At 44.9% G+C, this 18,176-nt stretch carries 18 protein-coding genes and 1 pseudogene; 13 read left to right on the top strand and 6 right to left on the bottom strand.

Features of this window, described 5'->3' with window-relative positions; translation table 11 throughout:
• A pseudogene (locus Q0241_RS04065) lies at window positions 1–209 on the top strand (hypothetical protein); the annotation flags it as partial.
• A 12-nt stretch (window positions 210–221) separates the two neighbouring features.
• On the opposite strand, the gene dtd reads toward Q0241_RS04065, so the two are convergent.
• The 3 genes from dtd to Q0241_RS04080 form a co-directional block, all read right to left on the bottom strand.
• Window positions 222–671 carry a D-aminoacyl-tRNA deacylase gene (dtd, locus tag Q0241_RS04070; RefSeq protein ID WP_299373530.1) on the bottom strand — a complete coding sequence of 150 codons (450 nt, stop codon included), beginning with the start codon at window positions 669–671 and terminating at the stop codon, window positions 222–224.
• A gap of 47 nt (window positions 672–718) precedes the next feature.
• On the bottom strand, window positions 719–1,132 hold the full coding sequence (locus tag Q0241_RS04075; RefSeq protein WP_299373533.1) for an OsmC family protein: 414 nt from the start codon (window positions 1,130–1,132) through the stop codon (window positions 719–721).
• Window positions 1,133–1,271: 139 nt separating this feature from the next.
• Entirely contained in the window at window positions 1,272–1,826 is a 555-nt protein-coding gene (locus Q0241_RS04080; RefSeq protein ID WP_299373536.1) for a PAS domain-containing protein, read from the bottom strand.
• Between the two features lie 110 nt (window positions 1,827–1,936).
• On the opposite strand from Q0241_RS04080, the gene Q0241_RS04085 reads away from it, so the two are divergent.
• Window positions 1,937–2,356, top strand: a complete 420-nt coding sequence (locus Q0241_RS04085; protein WP_299373539.1) for a secondary thiamine-phosphate synthase enzyme YjbQ — start codon at window positions 1,937–1,939, stop codon at window positions 2,354–2,356.
• A gap of 78 nt (window positions 2,357–2,434) precedes the next feature.
• Here the strand turns inward: Q0241_RS04085 and mog are convergent, their stop codons facing one another.
• Window positions 2,435–3,004, bottom strand: coding sequence for a molybdopterin adenylyltransferase (gene mog, locus Q0241_RS04090; RefSeq protein ID WP_299373542.1), 570 nt, complete (start codon window positions 3,002–3,004; stop codon window positions 2,435–2,437).
• A gap of 203 nt (window positions 3,005–3,207) precedes the next feature.
• Here mog and Q0241_RS04095 point away from each other — a divergent pair, with 203 nt between their 5' ends.
• The 6 genes from Q0241_RS04095 to panB all read left to right on the top strand — a co-directional run bounded on the left by Q0241_RS04095 (window position 3,208) and on the right by panB (window position 8,709).
• On the top strand, window positions 3,208–3,915 hold the full coding sequence (locus tag Q0241_RS04095; RefSeq protein WP_299373545.1) for an SCP2 sterol-binding domain-containing protein: 708 nt from the start codon (window positions 3,208–3,210) through the stop codon (window positions 3,913–3,915).
• Window positions 3,915–4,895 (top strand): peptidase U32 family protein, encoded by a 981-nt coding sequence (locus tag Q0241_RS04100; protein ID WP_299373548.1) that lies wholly within the window; start codon window positions 3,915–3,917, stop codon window positions 4,893–4,895. The genes Q0241_RS04095 and Q0241_RS04100 overlap by 1 nt, the downstream gene beginning before the upstream one ends.
• Window positions 4,896–4,901: 6 nt before the next feature.
• Window positions 4,902–5,831, top strand: coding sequence for a U32 family peptidase (locus tag Q0241_RS04105; RefSeq protein WP_299373551.1), 930 nt, complete (start codon window positions 4,902–4,904; stop codon window positions 5,829–5,831).
• 86 nt (window positions 5,832–5,917) lie between these two features.
• Window positions 5,918–6,373 carry a PAS domain-containing protein gene (locus Q0241_RS04110; protein WP_299373554.1) on the top strand — a complete coding sequence of 152 codons (456 nt, stop codon included), beginning with the start codon at window positions 5,918–5,920 and terminating at the stop codon, window positions 6,371–6,373.
• 85 nt (window positions 6,374–6,458) lie between these two features.
• The gene (locus tag Q0241_RS04115) at window positions 6,459–7,781 is read left to right on the top strand and encodes an acetyl-CoA hydrolase/transferase C-terminal domain-containing protein (protein WP_299373557.1); all 1,323 of its coding nucleotides are present in this window, start codon (window positions 6,459–6,461) and stop codon (window positions 7,779–7,781) included.
• Between the two features lie 157 nt (window positions 7,782–7,938).
• Complete coding sequence (gene panB, locus Q0241_RS04120; protein WP_299373560.1) at window positions 7,939–8,709, top strand: 3-methyl-2-oxobutanoate hydroxymethyltransferase; 771 nt, start codon at window positions 7,939–7,941, stop codon at window positions 8,707–8,709.
• A 266-nt stretch (window positions 8,710–8,975) separates the two neighbouring features.
• Here the strand turns inward: panB and Q0241_RS04125 are convergent, their stop codons facing one another.
• Window positions 8,976–9,713, bottom strand: a complete 738-nt coding sequence (locus tag Q0241_RS04125) for a hypothetical protein (protein WP_299373563.1) — start codon at window positions 9,711–9,713, stop codon at window positions 8,976–8,978.
• Between the two features lie 450 nt (window positions 9,714–10,163).
• On the opposite strand from Q0241_RS04125, the gene Q0241_RS04130 reads away from it, so the two are divergent.
• The 3 genes from Q0241_RS04130 to Q0241_RS04140 all read left to right on the top strand — a co-directional run bounded on the left by Q0241_RS04130 (window position 10,164) and on the right by Q0241_RS04140 (window position 13,170).
• The gene (locus tag Q0241_RS04130; RefSeq protein ID WP_299373566.1) at window positions 10,164–10,385 is read left to right on the top strand and encodes a hypothetical protein; all 222 of its coding nucleotides are present in this window, start codon (window positions 10,164–10,166) and stop codon (window positions 10,383–10,385) included.
• 51 nt (window positions 10,386–10,436) lie between these two features.
• On the top strand, window positions 10,437–10,793 hold the full coding sequence (locus tag Q0241_RS04135) for a hypothetical protein (protein ID WP_299373568.1): 357 nt from the start codon (window positions 10,437–10,439) through the stop codon (window positions 10,791–10,793).
• Window positions 10,794–10,866: 73 nt separating this feature from the next.
• Entirely contained in the window at window positions 10,867–13,170 is a 2,304-nt protein-coding gene (locus Q0241_RS04140) for a molybdopterin guanine dinucleotide-containing S/N-oxide reductase (RefSeq protein WP_299373570.1), read from the top strand.
• 66 nt (window positions 13,171–13,236) lie between these two features.
• Here Q0241_RS04140 and Q0241_RS04145 read toward each other — a convergent pair whose 3' ends face one another.
• Window positions 13,237–14,097 (bottom strand): trypsin-like serine protease, encoded by an 861-nt coding sequence (locus Q0241_RS04145; RefSeq protein ID WP_299373572.1) that lies wholly within the window; start codon window positions 14,095–14,097, stop codon window positions 13,237–13,239.
• Between the two features lie 324 nt (window positions 14,098–14,421).
• Here Q0241_RS04145 and Q0241_RS04150 point away from each other — a divergent pair, with 324 nt between their 5' ends.
• Both Q0241_RS04150 and Q0241_RS04155 read left to right on the top strand, forming a co-directional pair.
• Entirely contained in the window at window positions 14,422–15,345 is a 924-nt protein-coding gene (locus Q0241_RS04150; RefSeq protein ID WP_299373574.1) for an OmpA family protein, read from the top strand.
• Between the two features lie 395 nt (window positions 15,346–15,740).
• On the top strand, window positions 15,741–18,176 hold a 2,436-nt coding region (locus tag Q0241_RS04155; protein WP_299373576.1), incomplete at its 3' end, for a hypothetical protein.

The raw sequence follows: 18,176 nt of genomic DNA on the forward strand, positions 1-18,176 counted from the left end.
AAAAGTCTGAATGTGAGGGCGTTTTCGTTTCCTGCACCAATCTACGTACATTCGGGATATTAGAAGAAGCAGAACAAATACTCGGGAAACCTGTTCTTTCAAGTAATCTTGCTCTTGTTTGGCATATGTTGAGGCTAGCTGGTATTACAGGGCAAGGTACTGCACCCGGAAAGCTGTTTGCGAAAGACCTTTCCTTAGCTTTGGAGTAAAAGTACTTTGGTTCAGGCGCTGTCTTTTGAGTCCATAACAATTGTCACAGGACCGTCGTTAAGTAGCCTGACATCCATATGCGCGCCAAAAATTCCCTTTTCTACGGTAAGGCCTTCATTTTTTAGGGCATGACAGAAGAATTTATAAAGTCGCTCGCCTTCCGCAGGTGTGGCGGCTGCAGAGAAGCCTGGTCGATTTCCTTTTTTCCAGTTCGCGGCAAGGGTAAACTGGCTTACAGCCAAGACTGAGCCATCTATATCTAGAACAGAGCGGTTCATCTTTCCCTCATCATCCGTAAAAATCCGCATTTTACTGATTTTTCTGGCGAAATAAGCTGCCTCATCATCGATGTCGCCATGCTCTGCGCAAAAGAGGACGAGCAGTCCCTGTTCAATGGCACCAGTGATATCGCCATCGACGATGACAGAGGCTTCACTTACCCGTTGTAGAACTGCTCTCATTGCTGGTTTCCTAAATCTATTGATTTTTATAAATTTTCGGGGCTAGATTATTCAATAAGCTCAAAGCTATGAGTGATTTCAGCTGCTTTACCAAGCATGATAGACGCAGAGCAGTATTTATCGGCTGAAAGTTCAACGGCGCGTTCTACCTTTTGCTCATTAAGGCCTTCACCTTTGACCCGAAAGTGCATATGGATTTTTGTGAAAACTTTAGGGTCCGTGTCTGCGCGTTCAGCTTCAACATCAACATCGACATCTTCTACGTTTTCGCGCCCGCGTTTTAATATGTAAACAACATCGTAAGCCGAACAGCCCCCCATTCCCATCAGAAGCATTTCCATGGGGCGAGGTCCCAAATTTCGTCCACCACCTTCGACGGCACCATCCATGACAACGGCGTGCCCAGAGCCACTTTCAGCCATAAAGGCGACGTTCTCGATCCATTTGACGCGTGTTTTCATATTCAGGTTCCTTAAGTGACAAAAAGAATTGGCAAAGTAGCTACTGTTCTTCAGTCGACACAAGAAGAAACGTATTGAGATCACGCATTAATGACAAAGGCACAGGAATGCTAGGGACAGAAATAATTAACAGAGTGATTTAACAGAAGTAGAGCGAATTCAGTATCTTTAACTTGATTGTGTCGTGCTCAACTTCAAAAGGGAGAAACAGTACAGTGTAGGACTGTTGTTGTAGCTCTCTTTTTGTTGCTGATTCCCATCTCATCTGTTTGGTAACCAGGTGTGGTTTTCTGGTGTTATAAACATGGGTCAAACGAGATTTGGCATCTGCAACGGCATTTTCTGGTAATGCTTCTTCCAAGGGAGATCGACTGGCTTTTATGCCAAAGTTTTCCCGGCAGTGATCACCTGTAATAGACACAAAGAAACTGGTTTCTTTCAGCGCATCGAAGAGCATAATATCGGGGAGGGCTTCACGTACAATACCAGGATTGAAATCAGACCAGACAGGCAGCGCTTTATCAGCTTTCAATTCTAACCAATAGCGATAGAGATTGGTTTGAGCGACAGATTTTAAATTCTGTTCGCTCACTTCCAAAACTTTAACTATATCAAACGTTTTTGCCATGGTTACAGTACTGTTCAATACTCTTTTGTTAAGACGCGATCGCGGCAAGGCCAACGTATTTAACATGTTTCATTCTAACATGGGTTAATATCCAGCAAAAATATGGTTATTATCTGTCAAAAGACAATTTTCACATTTTTGAAGGCTTGTAGGGGCTGAAACTGCCGAGGTATTGAATGAAACAGGTGCAGACGATATTTGATATTCGTACAAAAGGGCAAGGCCTTTATGATTTTACCCACGAAGTTTCTCTTTGGACAGAGCAACAGCATTTTGTTTGTGGGCTCTTAACCCTTTTTATTCGGCATACTTCGGCTTCTTTGACGATTCAAGAGAATGCTGATCCCGATGTACAGTTTGATTTAAATAATTTTTTTCGTCGATTCGTTGAGGAAAATTCATCCCTCTATCGCCATACTTGCGAGGGGCCAGATGATATGCCTGCTCACATTCGCTCTGCCCTGACTGACGTACAGCTTAGCATTCCTATCGTTCATGGGGCATTGGCGCTGGGTACCTGGCAAGGAATTTATCTTTTTGAGCACCGTGCGATGGCACATGAACGTCAGGTTGTTGCCCATTTGATCGGCGAATAAACTGCGTTCTTTTATCTTATTTTAACTCAGCACTATAATTACAGCACTGACTTACTGTGCTGTGTTCGCCGCGGATGACTATTTGTTTTTGGGGCGGAAGGCTTTGCAGTAGCTGTTGTTCGTTTCTAAAAACGGCCCATCGATAAGATCGATGCAATAGGGAATGGCGGGGAAAACAGCGTCCAGACAGTCTTTAATTGCGGATGGTTTTCCGGGAAGGTTAACCATCAGGGTCTTTCCCCGAATACCTGCGGTTTGGCGCGAGAGAATAGCAGTTGGCACAAATTTCAGGCTTACCTGTCGCATCAATTCGCCAAAACCGGGCATGAGTTTTTCACTCACAGCTTCTGTTGCTTCGGGGGTGACATCTCTGGGGGCAGGGCCTGTACCGCCAGTTGTCACGATCAAGGCACATTTTTCTGTATCGGCCAGTTCAATTAAGGTCTGTTCGATAAGGTCCTGATTATCCTCTATGATCCGCGTGACAGGTTTCCAGGGGGATGAGAGAATTTGCGATAGTTCCTTGTGTATTGCTGGCCCGCCAAGATCTTCGTATTCACCACGACTGGCGCGATCAGAAACGGTGATAATACCGATCTTCGCAATAACGGATTGGGCATTAGGTGATGACGTTGTGGCGATACTCATAAAGTGCTCCTGAGGGCGTCGTGTTGTAACTCTTTCGAGTGCGTAATTTTTCTGACGATGAGGTCAACGGGATAGGGGAACCGTTCTGATATCTGAATAGTAAATTAAACATGTGGTGTATTTGATGAAGATCAAGGCACTGTTGGCTTGGGCTCAGCATTATCCATGGAATAATTACGAGATTTATTTCAGAGATTTTCCAGATGCATGACAAAAATGCACCCTCCAGTGTGCCGCCTTTTACACCAATGCTGTTTGCCGGGTTTATGATGCGGCCCGTTCCTGCATTCTCTCTCAATCCTGTTGCCAAGTATGTTCTGGTAAGAATGAAAAAATTATATCCGGAAATTTTCTCTCGTCTGGCTATTTTGGAAAACGTCAACTTTCTTATCAATCCAACAGACCTGCATTACCGTTTTTATCTGTCTGTTAAAGAAAGAGAAACCCATATTGATGTTCTGGGCAACGATGCAGAGCGTCCAGAGGCTCAGGCCACAATTTCTGGCCCGATGGTTGATTTGTTGAAGCTGATGGAAGGTCGTGTCGACGGGGATGCTCTCTTTTTTTCAAGAACCTTGAATATCGAGGGAGATACCGAAGCCGTCCTTACCCTTCGTAATGCAGTCGATAGCGCCGATGTCAGGCTTGTCGATGTATTAGGTGGTCCGGTTCCTTTTATAAAGCCCGGTTTTACGACGTTTTTTTCAAAGGTGAATTCCCTTGGTGAAAGCCTTGAGAAAGACTTTCGGACTGCGCAACGGTCTATCCTGTTTCCAATTATGCGACATGTAAGTGAAATAGATAAAGAGTTGGACAGGTCCGAGGATCGGATGAGGAAAATCGATAAGGAACTCGTCAAGATCAAAACATCTTTGAAAAAATTACAACAGCCTGCCGGAGGGGTAAGGTAATGGAGCTTGTTTGTCCTGCTGGAACGCCAGCTTCTTTACGTGCAGCTTTGGATGCCGGGGCCGATGTCGTTTATGTCGGCTTTAGGGATGAGACTAATGCGCGTAATTTTCCGGGCTTGAATTTTAGCCCTGAAGAGCTTGAGGAAGGGGTGAAAAAAGCTCACGACATGGGAAGGCAGGTATATGTTGCGATCAATACCTATCCTCAGGCCGGAAATTTGGACCCATGGTATAGAGCTGTTGATGCCGCTGCCAGAATAGGCGTTGATGCTGTTATTCTCGCGGATGTTGGCTTGTTGGACTATGCCAAAAGGCATCACCCTAGCTTGCGACGTCATTTATCTGTGCAGGCCTCGGCATCTAATCCTGAAGCAATTAACTTTTATCGCTCTGCTTTTGATGTTCAGCGTGTTGTTCTCCCTCGCGTTTTAACGGTTCGTGAGATTGCAGAGCTGATAACAGAGATTGATGTTGAGACCGAGGTTTTTGCCTTTGGCGGGATGTGTGTCATGGCAGAAGGACGGTGTTCTCTTTCTTCCTATGCTACTGGAAAATCCCCCAACATGAATGGTGTGTGTTCGCCGGCCAGCCATGTTGAATATGAACAACGTCGCGGAAAACTTGTTTCCAGGCTAGGGGAATTCACGATCAATTCTTTTCCAAACGAAGAGGCGGCTGGTTATCCCACTTTATGCAAGGGAAGGTTTATCGGACATACGGGCGATCCGTCGTATCTTTTTGAAGAACCGACCTCGTTGAATGTCATGATGATGTTGCCTGAACTCATTCAGGCAGGCGTGAAAGCACTGAAAATAGAAGGACGCCAACGGGGAAAGGCTTACGTTCATCAGGTGGTCTCTGGCTATCGGCATGCCATTGATGCGGCAATGAAGGGGGAACCGGTTCCATTTATGGATATGGGAAATATTACCGAAGGAACTCGGTCTACCGCGGGTGCTTACGAAAAGAATTGGAGATAAGATTTAATGAGTTCAAAGGTAATAAGTTCTCAGGCGAAACTAACGCTTGGCCCTGTTCTTTATAATTGGCCTGCAGAACAAAGGCGGGATTTCTACTTCAAGATCGCAGATGAAGCCCCTGTTGATGTTGTTTATATCGGAGAGGTCACCTGTTCCAAGAGAACACCGTTTTTAACACCTTTTATCCCTGAAATTTGTGATCGTCTCGAACAGGCCGGCAAAGAAGTTGTGATCTCAACTCTTTCGCTTGTGATGTCAAAGCGCGAAAGAAAGGAACTGCATGAAGTTGTTCAGGATAGTCCCTGGATGTTAGAGGCGAATGATCTTTCAGCCATTGGATTACTTGAGGGGAAGGAACATATCGTTGGCCCTTTTGTGAATGTTTATAACGAAGATACGTTGGGCTATTTTTATCAAAACGGTGCCCGGCGAATTGTTTTGCCGTGTGAGCTATCAGGAAAGGCTATCGAACGGCTTTTAGCGTCCAATAAGGATCGAGAAATTGAAATTCAGGCGTTTGGTCGGGTGCCCTTGGCGTTGTCTGCACGTTGTTATCATGCAAGGTCGCACGGGTTGAGTAAGGATGGATGTTTGTATGTGTGTGAACAAGATCCCGACGGTATGAATGTGGAGACGTTGGACGGGGAACCATTCCTTGCCGTGAACGGAACACAGACAATGTCGTATACGGTCACCAATTTATTGCATGAACTTGATGATCTTGCACAATTGGGAGCAACACATTTCAGATTGTGGCCTCAAGATTTGGATATGGTGAAAGTGATTCAAACTTTCAGAGAGCGGCTAGATGGAAGTTTAGAGGAAAGGGCAGCACAGGAAATATTATCAGATCTTGTCAAGTTTGCTCCGTTTTCTAACGGTTTTTATCATGGAGTGGAAGGAAATCATTTGGTTGAAATGAGAGAGAAAATCTAACGGATTTTAAGTCTGGAAGCTATTGTGTATGATGTTTTTCCATTGGGGAAGATTCTCTCGACATTTTAGCTTCGCAGGTTATTGGCTTGAAATTATACTCGGAACAAGAGCGTCAGTTATGGGGCAAGAAAAACCGGGCTCTGTACGAATATTGGTTATCTATTCATCCTGATCAGAATACGCTTCCTGGACGGCAACATCTTGACCCGATGGATATTCCCTTGCTCTTGCCAAACATCTGGCTGGTTGATGTAAAACAAAATCCCATAAGGTTCCGGTTTCGTCTGTTTGGAACAGCACATTATGCGGCTATGAATCGGGATTGCACGGGGATGTGGATTGACGAAGCCTTTCCGGATTTTACCCGTTCCGGCTTTGACGAAGACTATGTGAATATTGTCGAAACAAAAATGCCCGACTATCGCAAAGGTCCCGCTTCGTATCACATTCCGAACTATAAAACGATTGAACGGATAATGTTACCGCTTGCAGAAAATGGTTCTGATGTGAATATGATTCTTGCCCTAACGGTATATTTTTAATTTCATTTGATTGTCTGCGATTTGTGACTTTTATCGAATACTCTCTGACTTAAAATATTTTGATGACACGTTTTTTGGGGGAATGATGACCTCGTCACAGGAACTTTACTTAGAAAAATTAATGTCTGCCTCAAAAGCAGCACAACAAATCAAAGATAATAGTAATCTTATGATTTCCATGGGGGTCTCAATGCCTCCGGCTTTGATGCAGGCGGTTGCGGATCGTGCATTGGGCGGAGATCTTACCTGTCTGAAAACCTATTATATGCACGCCAGTTCTCATGCCGGAACAACAATTCTAAATCCCAAAGTTATGTCTGTTATCAAGCCACATTCACTTTTTATGAGCAGTCATGATCGTCTGATTGAAAAGCTCGGGCTGGAACAAGGTAAACGCTGGTTGGAATACATTCCCAGTACTTTTCATCAAGTTGGGCGCCTCATGAGTGAAACATTGGGTGCTGATTGTTTTATTGCAACCGTTTCCCCCATGGATCGACACGGGTATTTTAGTCTGGGAACCAACAGTGATTATGGCACCACGGTTGCTCGCAATTGTGGAAAACTGATTGTCGAGGTTAATGAGGAAATGCCAAGGGTTTTTGGCGAAGCCCTCATTCATATATCAGAAGTTGATGCTATCGTCGAAAATAACGCGCCGCTTCAGGAGGTTTTACCGTCAGCACCGCAACAGGTAGATGAGGTTATTGCCAAACAAATAGTCGAGTTAATTCCTGATGGTGCGACAATCCAAATGGGGGTTGGGGGCGTGCCGAATGCTGTAGCCAGTTATCTGGCTGGGCACAATGATTTGGGCTTGCATAGCGAGTTGTTGTCACCAGGTATTATGGACCTGATAAAAAGCGGCGTTATCAATGGACGACGTAAAACGTTACATCGATTAAAGCACCTCTTCACTTTAGCTTTGGGTAATAAAGAACTTTATGACTTTATGGACGATAATCCATCGCTTGCAGGATACCCTGCATCTTATATTAATGACCCGACTATTATTGCCCAAAACGAGAATATGATTTCGGTTAATTCAGCGTTACAAGTTGATTTAACGGGGCAAATTAATGCCGAGTATCTAAGGGGACGAGAATTTAGTGGTCCGGGTGGACAGCTTGATTTCGTTCGCGGTGCCTATGCGTCTCGTGGTGGGAAATCATTTGTGGCCCTGCACTCAACGGCAAAGGCGGATACTGTCTCTCGAATTGTATCTCAACTGGATGGCCCGGCTACAGACCCCCGTATGGATACGCACCATGTAGTGACAGAATATGGCATGGTTGATTTGAAGGGGTTGTCACTCTCTCAAAGAGCAGAGTCTCTGATCGCGATTGCCCATCCGGATTTTCGCGATGAATTAAGAGAGGCCGCTCAAGAACGCGGGCTGTTGAGTTAATTGTACTGTCACAATAAAGGCATGTTAGAATAATTTGACTGGCTTTGTTGCGGTGCACAATTGATCTGGCTATAGTGCCTTTGATTCGTAAAACGAAGTCTGAGTATGGCTGTGTTTTATCTTAAGCATTACCCAAAGTATTACAGAGACCAAGATAATGGCTAAACGCACAACAATCCCACAGATTATGCGCCTTAAGGGGCAACGCCCTATTGTGAGTCTGACGGCTTATACGGCTTCATTGGCTAATTTGCTGGACGAGCATGTCGATTTTCTGTTGGTTGGCGATAGCATGGGCATGGTTATCTATGGAATGCCGAATACCCTGAGTGTCACGTTGGATATGATGATTGCGCATGGTGCCGCGGTTGTCCGTGGCAGCAAGAAAGCATGCGTGATTGTGGATATGCCCTTTGGTAGCTACCAAGCATCACCGTCACAGGCTTTTGAAAATGCGGCACGTATAATGTCAGAGACTGGCTGTGCTGGAATTAAACTTGAAGGTGGTCAGGAAATGGCCGAAACCATCGCGTTTCTTGTTGAACGCGGAGTACCCGTTTTGGCTCATGTGGGGCTGTTGCCACAACATGCCAATCAAGTTGGTGGTTTTCTGACACAGCGGGATGAAGAAAAAATTCTCGCTGATGCCCATGCGGTTACTAAGGCGGGGGCGTTTGCGACGGTTATCGAATGTACCGAACCCGAAATTTCACGCCGGATTAGCGAAGAGATTACAATCCCGACAATCGGAATTGGCGCAGGATCTGATTGTGATGGCCAGATTCTGGTGACCGAAGACATGATTGGTCAAGGTACGGGGTATGTTCCTTCTTTTGTTAAGCGTTATGCGCAGGTCCACGAAGACATCACAAAGGCTGTTCAGAACTATGCCAATGATGTTCGTAACCGGGATTTTCCCAGTAAATAGCCCGTAAATACTCTGTAAATAACTAGGCTTATGACCTCTTTTTTTTAGATTCCTATTTAATCTGATCTGCGTTTCACTTTTCTCTGGTAGGTCTGAAACACAAAAAAAATCATAACTAACAAGATATTGAATTGGGTTCACGGCGTAACTTATTCAGTATTTTTGCACCCATTTTGGGATTAGTCTCTTCACTTCCACGGATCACGTTTTCAAGAGTACCAGCAGTCACAATCGCTTCTTTTGCAATGTAATTCTTTGTTTTGTCGTTATGGCTGTGTCTCACCAAAAAGTAATAATTTTAATCTGTGTGATAAGGTGAGAATTAACAACATAAATGGGTAGTACCCTAAAGAAGAAAATGCATTAATTATTACAGCCTGGCTGTAATTTTTATTTATGTAGTAAGAGTTTTCATCAATAAAATTTTGAAAATAGGCAATTAATGAAATTGATACTAGTAAAAGAATGAGCCGAGATATTGTTGTTTTTTTAGATTCATTTTTTTTGTTAAACATAGGGTATTTTTGATAAAATATTTCTTTAAGGCTTAGGAGATAAGCAATACCCCCTATGCTTATTAAAATTGATGTAATTTGGTTGAAATTAAAAAAATCACAACCGAGATGTGAAACGGCATCGTTGTCAGTTATATTTTGGCAAAATGTACTTTTTAAGTTCAGGTAAATTATTACATTACCCGTAAATTCTCGGTATATTTCCGAACTCACATAAAGTTGTGAAGATAAATAAGTTATCAAAGTTAATGAAATTAATATTAGTGGTAATACATTTGCTCCCGAGCCATAATTGGGAAACATTGTATCCCAAAAAATCTTCTTTTCTTTTACTAAAAAGTAAAAAACAAGTATTGGTATTAGTCCTCCAATTGCTGCGAAGAGTAGCCTATACCCACCATCTAGCCCAGCCATGCCAGCAGAGAAATTACCCCCAATTACTCCTGAAATAATAGAACCTGTTAAAAGTTTCCCGGGTGCTTTATTCATACCAAACCACATATGACACGGTCGAAAGAAATTCTGAGTTTCCTATGGAAACAGAGCGTCGAAAATTAAATTTATTTTTATGCGGGATTATTTCTTCTGCAACCTCATCAATCACTTTAAATTACCGCCTTTTGTTTAATCAGTGCATTCCGTGACCATACCGACATAATAATATGCCAAAGGTCAATCAAGTTTAAAGAAAATGGATAACCATATACACTTCGAATGAATTGTACTTACTAGATCTCCCGCTAATAATTAAGAATATTCCCCTCATAAGTCCTAAAGCTATTCTTGGAAGTAAAATTTCGTTATCCGCATTTATTTAGTGACCCAGAGTGGTCGAATTTTCTTTTATGAACCTTATGGCTCTGACATAAGGGAAACAAGAATAAGGCGCCTGTTTATGGCTGCTTTTTTACAATCAGGATAATAGATGAGGATATTGACGTGAGCGAAAAAAATACAGAGAGCGATGAGCTTCTTGATGGACTGAGAGACGAATTGGTTGAATTCGGTGCTGAAGACCTGATCGTTTTTGGTTTGCGCTATACAGATGACGACGAAATTGATCTGTCTATTTGGGATTCTCTTGGTGACCCAGAGCTTGTTGCCGATCTTTTGGAAGATTATGTGAAAGCTTATCGTCGCGAAAATAAGCCCAAAAAATAACCGACCCAAAAAGAACCTAAGTGACAAGTTGATAGCTGAGAAGATAAATATATGAGTGATACTGAAACCAAAGACGATGAGTTTTCTTGGGATACAACTGTTACCTTACGTGGCAGCGAAGTTGTAATACCGCTTAAGGCTTCTGTAATTAAGCAGGAAATTGAAGATCAAATTTCGATCAAAGGATCGCATCGAAAAGCGATCTTGCGGTCAACCGTCAAGAAATTTTCTGCTGGTTTGAAAAAAGGAGCAGAAAATCTTCAAGGGGATGCGTTGCAGGAATTTCAGTGGAATGCCTTTATCCTTTTGATTGATGACATTATTGCCAATCGGCATATGGCGATGCGATCGGATGCATCTTTGGTCGAAGAAGCTATCGCTGACCCCCGGTTACAGGCACCAAAATAATTTGTTTAGATGCCAGCCCTAGAAACTTTGGATGTGCTTTATACGGTATTAGGTAAAACAAGAGTGTTGTCAGATGGAAAAAAGATTAACGGCGTCCCACTGGGGGGCATATTATCTTTCTGTTGATCAGGGTAAAATAACGGATGTTGCCCCTCATGAAATGGATCCGGATCCATCTGCAATCGGACAATCATTTGTTGATGGCATACAACATCCCTGTCGGGTGAAACACCCTGCCATTCGTAAAAGTTACCTGGAAAAGGGGCCCGGTGCGGCAACGGATAAACGTGGCGCAGAACCTTTTATTGAGGTTGAATGGGATACGGCTTTCGATCTGGTCGCCAAAGAGCTGGATCGTGTTCGAACTGATTTTGGCAATCAATCTATCTTTGCAGGGTCATATGGGTGGGCCAGTGCTGGGCGCTTTCACCATGCGCCTAGTCAAATTCATCGTTTCATGAATTCTATTGGTGGTTACACCAAATCTGTGAATACCTACAGCTATGCAGCATCTGAAGTGATTCTGCCTCATGTTGTTGGCTCTATGGACTGGTTGTTGTCTCAACATACATCCTGGCCTGTACTGGAAAAACATTGCCAATTGATGGTGATGTTTGGGGGGATTGCCCTCAAAAATGGGCAGATAAACGCAGGCGGTGTTGGGCGACATACGGCAAAGGAAGGTCTGCTCGCTTGTAAAAAGGCCGGAACAAAGTTTGTTAATTTTGGCCCGATCCGGGATGATGTCGATGATGCTTTAGGCGCTGTTCACCACCAATTGCTGCCGAATAGTGATGTTGCTGTTATGCTGGCGTTGGCATACCAGCTTTATGATGGCGGACTGCACGATCAAGGCTTCTTGAATAAATACTGCGTTGGGTTTGACCAGTTTAAGCCATATTTGCTCGGGGAAAGTGACGGACAGCCAAAGGACGCTGTCTGGGCCGAGAAGGTTTCCGGTGTTGACGCGTCGGTCATCCGTCGTCTTGCAAAGGAAATGGCAAGCAAGCGGACGATGATTACGGCCAGTTGGTCCCTGCAACGTGCTGACCACGGTGAGCAAACGCATTGGATGACGATTGTTCTGGCGGCAATGCTGGGGCAAATCGGCTTGCCCGGCGGCGGCTTTGGCCTTGGCTATGCTGGTGTGAATGGTGTGGGGCATCAATTCAATAGCTTTACGTGGGCTTCATTGGATCAAGGGGTTAATAAAGTGCGAGACTTTATTCCCGTGGCGCGGATCAGTGATCTACTGTTAAACCCTGGTGGCCGCTTTACCTATAACGGACAGAGCTATACTTACCCAGACACTAAGGTTGTGTATTGGGCAGGGGGCAACCCGTTCCATCACCATCAGGATTTGAACCGTCTGCTGAAGGCATGGCAAAAACCGGACAGTATCATTGTGCACGAGCAGACGTGGAATGCACTATCCCGTCACGCTGACATCGTTTTGCCCGCAACAATGACAGCCGAGCGCAATGATATTGTTTGTGCAAAGCGCGATGATGATATTTTTGCGGTAAAACAAGTTGTTGAACCAGTTGGTCAGGCCAAAAACGATTACGATATTTTTTGCGGTATCGCGCGGTCTATCGGTGTTCTGGATCGCTTCAGCGAAGACCGGGATGAGATGGGCTGGCTCAGGCTGTTTCATGCTAAAAATCGCCAGCGAGCTGCCAGTTTTGGTATTGATATGCCGGATTTTGACAGTTTTTGGGAGGCTGGCGAATATTCATTGCCTGCGGGTAAGGATCTTGTCTTGCTGGAAGATTTCCGCAAAGACCCTGATGGCCATAAGCTCAGAACACCATCTGGGTTGATTGAGATTTATTCCGAGACGGTTTCCTCTTTTGAGTTGGAAAGCTGCAAGGGGCATCCGATGTGGCTGGAACCCAAAGAGTGGTTAAGGTCGCCATCTGCGCAGAAATACTCTTTGCATCTCATCTCAAATCAACCGGCAACGCGCCTGCATAGCCAGTTTGACCATGGTAAGACCAGTCAGCAAAGCAAGGTGTCGGGCCGGGAAGCGATAACGATGCATCCAGATGATGCGCAAGCGAGAAATCTGAAGTCTGATGATGTGGTTCGGGTTTATAATGATCGTGGTGCTACGCTTGCCGGATTGATTATTAGTGCAACGGTACAGCCCGGTGTTGTTCAGCTACCCACAGGGGCGTGGTACGATCCACTTGAGCCTGGGGTTATTGGTAGTCTGGATAAAGCCGGGAACCCAAATGTTTTAACCAGGGATGAAGGAACGTCAGAACTGGGGCAGGGGCCAACAGCTCATTCAACGTTGGTTGAAGTCGAGAAGTTTGTCGGTCCTGTCCCTGAGGTAACTGTTTATAGCCCTCCTGAAATACGATCCCTTTAGGGGGAGGCTAATTGAATGGGGAAGGAAGGTTTTAGGCTGTACCCTTTCTTTTCCTCTGCTACAAAATTAAGGACGATAGCTATCACCCCATTTAGAGCCTGCGGTTTTCAGGCTTGCAAATACCCAGCTATCATTCTTTCTTGGGGAATCATTTTTAGTAAATGCGGCTGAGGAAACAAGGTGGTACGCTCCATTTTGGTAAACGAAGGTTGGTAATGATCTTTGTGCCACATTCGTGCCTCGGCAAGGAATAGCCCCTACCTTTGGAATTCTTTGTTTCGAAAACCGTTGTGTACATCCGCTGGAAAGGCGAACAGCATGCTCCCAACCGCTGTGATAGCCGGCATTAAACATTTTTGCTGTCCCGGTTCTTAGTTGGTGACGCATTTTTTTGTTGAGGCTTTTCAAGCCTAACCAGCCTGTATGTTGGCCTAAAGGTCTTTTCAGAGTAACAAGTGCCCAATCACCAGCAATGCTGGCCAAGCTGTCTGGCGATTTCGGGTTATAGCTATCTGAAATTTCTACACGTGCAATATTTGATGATGCCATGTGGTTGTCGCGTTGATAGGCTGCGCGATAATGGAGCTCATTTTTGTTCCACCATCTCTTTTCTGCTTTGTTGTAGAGACAGTTTGCCTGTGTAAAGAGGTGTCTTTTGCTAATCATGACACCCGTACAGTGACTTTTGCCCCCAATATTAAGGCGACCTATGGTGCTCCAGGGGTAAGTCTGTGCATCAACAGTGCCGTTGTTATCCGGTTTTCGGTGCAAAGGCATTGTACTTTCTTTTGCATAGAGGGAGGATGCCTGAGCTCCTGATGGATGGGCTAGTGTTGATAGAATTACAACGGATACCAACAAAGAGGACATTCCCAAGGCAACAGATTTTGAGGCAAGGGCGGCAGACTTGGATATAACAGCAAGCAAAATACAAAACTCTTTAACTAATCTACGAGAGAAGCTGTGCGAAAACGCAGCGATGAAAATGAAGGTATCAAGTCGGCTGTTAAAAGGGTGTGACCATTTTGGGATTCTTTTTTTAACCGATTCTTAATAATTTCAATCCTCTATGGGGGCATAGTTGTAAGTAGAAAAAGGTATTTTTTCCTTATAATTACGTGATTTGAGCGTGTTCAAACGTGGAAGTAGAGAAAAATGTTCACAATGGCTTGCTCTTAATCGTATGAAACGGTATAGATATCTCTGAATTTATTTCTGCTGTGGGTTGCAGCACTCATTAAGGGGTGGACAATGAAAACAAAAAGTTTTCTGTTCGGGGCTGTTGCGGCTGTGATCGCTGCTGCACCGGCAAATGCTGGACCGCTGGACGCAATGTTCGGTGGTTTATTTGATACTGATACTGCTCAAGGGCTTGAAGTAGAAGGCGTTCAGTTCAGTAATGCTTTGTACGACGGGTATCTTGCGCTTTCTGCAGAGCGTGATGACAATTGGGACTTGGTTGATGCCGAGCACTTCAATCACAAAGCACGTACTGCTGCACGTCGTTCTTCTGTTGTGCCAGATGCGCCAGATGATCGCTGGTTGAGAGATGACCAAAAACCTGAATTTGCTGACGCTCTTTTACGCATGCGTAAGGCATTTGACCGTGGCGGTCGTGTTGTTGCGCCTCAGCTTGCTGCTAAAGCTCAAGTTAATTATGACTGCTGGATTGAAGCAACTGAAGCTGGACGTTCTGTTCAGTATCAACCTTCAACCCGTGGTGCCGAGTGTAAAGAAGCTTTCGATGCTGCGATGAACGGCCTTGATGCTCTTGCAACTTTCAAGCTTACAGACTTCCAGCCTTATATTTCTCCTGCACCAGCAGCAGACGAGGCTCCGTTGGCTAGCTCATTCCTAGTTTATTTCAACTTTGATAGCACAGTAGCTACAGATGCTGGTCGTCAGTCTCTGGAAGAGGCTCTTTCGGCTGCGCAGGGTAACGATGCATCAACCGTACGTATGGTTGCGCACGCTGACCGTTCTGGTGCTGTTGATTACAACCAGGCACTTTCTCAGCGTCGTCTTTCAGTAGTGATGGAAGCAATGGCGCGTGCAGGTGTTGATGTGGGGCGTATCGTTCCGGATGCTGTTGGTGAGACACAGTCTCTTGTTCCAACCGAAGATGGTGTACGTGAGCCAGGTAACCGCGTTGTGGAAATTGATCTGGTTCAATAATCTGATCTGACAATACTAAAATTTGGCCTTATGGTCATTTAAAAGCCCTGCCGATTCGGTAGGGCTTTTTTTTATGAAATAATCCAGACGCATTAAGTTGGTAATATTTTGGAAAGGATTCTTTAGCTCTTTGTTAGCTCAAGTATCCTATAAGTTTGTCTGTACGGGTTATTACGTAGTGTTGTCGGCCTCGGAAAAAGGTTAAAATAAAATTAACAATTAAAACTCATATATATTGATGTAGGTTTTTGAAATGAATCACTTGAGTTGAAAATAGTTCATAGTAATATAAATCCAAAGTTTAATGGGCGCAGTGCGCCTGCCAAGAATATGTGCCGTACAAAAATGTACAATACAGGGGCACAAAGACATAGGAACCTTAAGGGGGATTCCAAATGACTGATGATGTAAAACAAAACGGTGGTGAAGCAATGGTTGATACAAATGATGTGAATGTCGTTGGGGAAACTGGGCGTGAGACCCTTGTCGGACAGGCTGCGGGGGCAGTTGATGTTTCGGCACCAGCCGCAGGTGAAACCGTTAATGTTACTCTTGTTAAGGGGCAGACTGCCAATCTGACCTTTGATGCGACTGCTGCAACGCCAATCGTTGAGGGCAATGATTTTGTTCTAACGTTCGATACTAATGGTGATGGGGAAGCAGACAGCCGAATTGTTTTCCAGAACCTGGTCGAAGAATCTCAGGGTGCTGATGCGCCTGTTCTTGTTATTGGTGGTATTGAGCTTTCTGCTGGACTTCTTATCGGTCAGGCACAAGCTCTTGCCGAAGGTGAAACGCTTGAAACAGCAGCCGGTGCGGGTGCCGGCCCAACTGGCGGCGGCGGAAGCACGTATAGTGATGATCTCGGTAGTGCGATTGATCTCCTAAATGCGCAGGGCGTTATTGATCCAACAGAACTTCAGTTTGGTTTACTTAGCAGCTTGGATGAAATTACAGATCCGGCGCAGGGAACTTTATTGATCAGCTTCCTGACGACTATTACGGAAGTTGAAGAAGGTCCTGATGGTGGTATTACGGGTTCCTTCGGTGGTGGTTTTGAAGACTGGTTACCTAATCATCATTTAACAGATGGTGATGCCGGTGAAGATAGTAGCCCATTCTTAGGGGATGGTTCGCGGGAAGCCTTTTCAGCGCCGATGCGTATGGTGTTGACCTTTGTTCCATCTGATAATGAGACGCTTGATACTGTTGTTATTAACGAGCTGCCAGAAGGCGTGCGCCTGTTTATCGGCGGAAGTGAAGAAGGCGATGAGTATACAGGCGGATTCCCTGTAACGGTTTCTCCTTCTGACTTTGAAGACATCTATGTGCTGCCTCCGCAACATTCTGACGCTGATATCACGATTACAGGTTCAGCAACGATTTCCGATCCAGATTCTGGTGAGAGCGCGACGCTTGGTTACACAACTGTTGCTGTAATTGACGCTGTTGCTGATCTTCCTGACGACCTACGCATCGGTGACGATGGTGGTGAGAACGGTCAACAAACGGCAACACTTAGTGATGTGGTGCGGACGGTTTCCCCTAGCGGCGGTGTTGTTAATTCTGGTGATGAAGAAGACGTCGTTACGATTCCTGTAACTGTTGAATTTGCCGATTTTGCAGATGATTCAGAAGCGCATGAGCTTGTAATTGATGGTGTTCCAGAGGGATGGGATATTCGACCTGTCCCGGGTGCAGAAATCTGGCAAATGGACGGAGATAACGTTTATCAGGTAACGTTTGGTACTGATGGTAAGCCTGTACTTACTCTCGTTACGGATACCTCTGATCTTCCTGCCTCTCTTCAGCACCAGATTGCCTTGGCAGCTGGAGTGGCTCCTTCTCCAGATGCCTTGAGCACGCTTGAAAATACAATCGGCGAAGAAGGCGCAGATGATGGCTATGTTCGCTATTTCATTGATGTCTCAGAAAATGTTGATGACGCGAATGGTGGTAATACAGCAGATACATCTGATGATGGGTCGGGAAGCCTGACCACGAATATTTCCTTTAATCCTAATGATTGGACGAATGATCGTTTACCTGATGGTACGCCACGTGGCGGTGAAGGTGCCGAGGGTGATGAGGGGCCTGCGACAATTACGGTCCATGCTGTTGCAACTGAAACTGTACCGGAAGGTTCTGGTTCAGAATTGACAGACGCTGATGGAACGCCGGTTGACGAAAATAATCAGTCTGTAGCTGGCCCCGTATCTGTTGATATTTCTATTAATGAAGACATTCCAGAGTTCACATCCCCAATTACATTGATCCACGATGAAACCGCACGCACGAAAACGGGCGAAGAGGTTTCAGGTGTTGATCCTGACTCAAATGATATTCCTGGTGTTCCTGCGTCTGTACAAGCTGTTTTAGACACAAGATATAAAGCTTTAAAAGGTGATGATGGGGCTGAGTTGGGCGATACTGTCGGTCAAGCTCAGAACACCTTTACCTATGATCTCAAGACCGATGGTTCTAATGACGAAACTGATGGTTCTGATGGTCCAACAGATACTGATGCACCTCTGAACACAAACCCATCTACTCCAGATGATCTGGAAGCCATTACTTTCGATCTGTCTGGTGACATCGATAGCTTGTTAACGTCTGGTGGTTCCGTAATCACTCTTCATCAAGATGCTGATCAGCCACAAGTGGTCTGGGGTATTGATGAATCCGGCAATGTTATTTTTGCCGTTCATATCGATGGAACCCTTAATAATGACGGAAACACAGGTAATCTTACCTTTGTTCAGTATGGTCCGATTGATCATACTCAGCCGGGTGATGGCGGTGAGGGATCGCATGACGAAAACGCATCTTTC

The sequence above is a fragment of the uncultured Kiloniella sp. genome, assembly GCF_937128705.1.
In the GTDB taxonomy this organism is placed as follows: domain Bacteria; phylum Pseudomonadota; class Alphaproteobacteria; order Kiloniellales; family Kiloniellaceae; genus Kiloniella.